Annotated in this window: 2 protein-coding genes; both read left to right on the forward strand. The window is 47.2% G+C overall.

From position 1 onward, the window contains the following. The first annotated feature begins 144 nt into the window (after positions 1 to 144). Positions 145 to 1,191, forward strand: a complete 1,047-nt coding sequence (locus IH879_21985; GenBank protein MCH7677597.1) for an alcohol dehydrogenase catalytic domain-containing protein — start codon at positions 145 to 147, stop codon at positions 1,189 to 1,191. 17 nt (positions 1,192 to 1,208) lie between these two features. After that, a complete protein-coding gene (locus IH879_21990; GenBank protein MCH7677598.1) occupies positions 1,209 to 2,606 on the forward strand; it encodes an amidohydrolase family protein in 1,398 nt (465 codons plus the stop codon). Positions 2,607 to 2,972: the final 366 nt, after the last annotated feature.

Raw genomic sequence — 2,972 nt, forward strand, 5'->3', positions numbered from 1 at the left:
TGTTTCGGGTCACCTTACGATTTTTGCCTTGAATTCCAGCTTTGGGTTCGTTATTTTGCGAAATGAGATTTTCAAACAATAAATTGAATCGTAACCTTAGAGTAAACCTTGCAGGTTTTCAAAACCTGCAAGGTTTAGAGAATTATGAAAGCATTAACCTTCCACGGAAAAGAAATCATAAAGTACGAATCAGTTCCGGATCCTGGAATTGAGCAAGCCACAGATGTGATCGTTAAAGTTCATCTGGCCGGAATTTGCGGCTCGGATCTCCATCCATATCATGAACGCGAGAAAGGTCTCGACCACGGTACCGCAATGGGACACGAATTCGTCGGCGAGGTTGTCGATGTCGGCAAAAGTGTTAACAGGATTAAGAAGAGCGACTTCGTTTTTTGTCCTTTCACAACTAATTGCGGCCGCTGCTTTTATTGTCTAAAAGGATTGACTGCCCGCTGTATTCATGGGGAGCTTTTTGGTTGGATTGAACAGGGCAAAGGGCTGCAGGGTGGCCAGGCAGAGTTTGTGCGCGTGCCGCTTGCTGATTCATCTTTACTGAAGGTTCCCGAAGGAGTACTTCCTGAAGAAGGTCTGTTGCTTGGCGACATCTTTTCAACCGGCTACTTTTGCGCCGATAATGCTGAAATTGAACCCGATGGGGTTTATGCGGTCATCGGTTGTGGTCCGGTCGGCTTGATGGCGATCATCGGTGCGCGGGACTTAGGCGCTCAACAAATATTCGCCATTGATGCCATTCCCGAACGTTTAGCACTGGCCGAAAAATTTGGCGCTATTCCAATCAATTTTCAAAAAGACAAGCCGGTCGAAGTTCTGAAAAATGCCACCGACGGCCGTGGTGCCGATGCGGTTCTTGAAGTCGTTGGCAGTCCCGCAGCCGGACGAGCAGCAGTCGACTTAATCCGCCCGGGAGGAATCATCTCCACTGTCGGCGTTCACACGGAAAATAGCATGGCTTTTTCCCCGGTGGAGGCTTACGATAAGAACATCACTTATAAAAATGGCCGCTGTCCGGCACGGCATTATATGGAACGATTGCTGCCGGTTGTGCAGAGCAAGAAATATGATCTGGTTTCAATTATCTCCCACCGGATGTCGCTTGAGAAAGGCGTTGAAGGGTACAGAATTTTTGATAAAAAAGAAGATGGTTGTACAAAGGTGGTCTTGGAACTTTAATTTAATACGGATTTTCTATGAAAAAACTTAGAAAACAAATTTGTTTAACCTGGATATTTACCAGCCTGGTTATTTTTAGTATCTCTGCTGAAGCGCACGAAATCATCCTGCGCGGTGGCTGGGTCTTTGACTCAGAGAGTGAAAAATTTATTGAGAATGATGCAATCGTTATCAGGGGCGGCACCTTTCTTAGCGTTGGCAAAGGGTTAGAAGGTATCCTGCTCACCGGGGCTCAAGTCATTGAACTTGATACCAACGACTATGTTCTCCCCGGGATGTTTGACTTGCATGCCCATTATAATGTTAATTTATTCGGTCGAAAGCGGCGCGAAGAATTTACAGTCAATCCGGTGGTTTTTCTGGCAAATGGGGTGACTTCAACTTTTCCGGCCGGTGAGTTTCTCCCCGACGAGATGATGGAGCTTCGCAAGCAGATCAATCGCGGCGAAAAAATCGGCCCGCGTATTTTTAACTCCGGGCCTTATTTCGGTCCCGCCCGTCCCGGCTGGAATCCTGAAACAACAATTGAGGAGATTTATGCCGAAGTTGATCGCTGGGCGGAATTGGGTGCGGCAGGTTTCAAAGCCAAAAGAATTAACCGGCGCCATTTAAAGGCGCTCATCGAACGGGCGCATTTACACGGCTTGACTGTAACCGGTCATCTGGACTCGGGGTTCAAAGATACTATCAATCCGCAGGATGCGATTTTGCTGGGAATTGACCGGGTGGAACATTTTTTATGGGGCGGTGAGGCTTCGTCGGGCAGACCCGCCTATGCAAGTCTTGAAAATGTAGAAACCAATGCACCCTTATTCAAAAAGAATGTGAAATTATTCATCGACCGTGGCGTTTTTTTTGATGCGACGATTACCGCTTACGGATATTATGGTAAACGGGAAAAAGGGTACGACTACTGGACAGATGAGAAAATTTATTTTACGCCTTTTGTTCGCGAACAGGTCAAAAACAGACCGGAAAGAAGACAATTCGCGCAATTTGAAAAAATCTTTTGGGTTAAGCAAAAAACTGTCAAAGCATTTTATGAGGCGGGCGGCGGCAACCTGATTACTCTTGGCACCGATCATCCAAGCTCGGGTGAATATTTGGCCGGATTCTCCGCACATCGCGAACTCGAAATTCTGGTTTCAGCGGGTATTCCTCCGGCAGCTGCCATAAAAATCGCCACTCTGAATGGCGCCCGCGCGCTGAACGTCAGTGAAAAGCTCGGCTCGATTGCCCCGGGAAAATTCGCCGATCTTTTTGTCGTAAAGGGAAATCCGTTGGAGGATATTAAGAATACACGCAAGGTTCACGTGGTCATTAAAGCCGGACAGTTATATTATTCGAAGGCCTTGTTGAAATCGGTGGAGGGAAAATTAGGGCCGAATAATGAGGCAGAGGCTGGGGAGTGGTGATTTTCCCATAAATCACCTATTCACTTTTTATTCTAAAATAGAAAAAATCCCTGTCAAGGCAACTCAAAAATGCACACTTCTGTAAAAGTGTGAATAGGGGGTTTTGACGTTCTTGGGTAGAAAGAAAAGCCACCGAGCCCAAGGCCGGTGGCTTTCTGATTTTCAACTGCTAGCCCGGGGCGGGGCCGCCTTCGGTAACTTGGAACGGGAATAACCGAAGGTTTGTCTTTGGCAGGCAGAGAGGCCAATGGACAGCTGCTGAGCCAAAGACGCACCGAGAAAGTATTAGTTAGGACCTAATTTTTGAAGCGGAATGTAATAATGAAATCGAAGCCATTGCCGGTGAAAACCTGGAGCGCTTGGCCC

The sequence above is a fragment of the candidate division KSB1 bacterium genome (genome assembly GCA_022562085.1).
Classification (GTDB): Bacteria; Zhuqueibacterota; Zhuqueibacteria; order Oceanimicrobiales; family Oceanimicrobiaceae; genus Oceanimicrobium.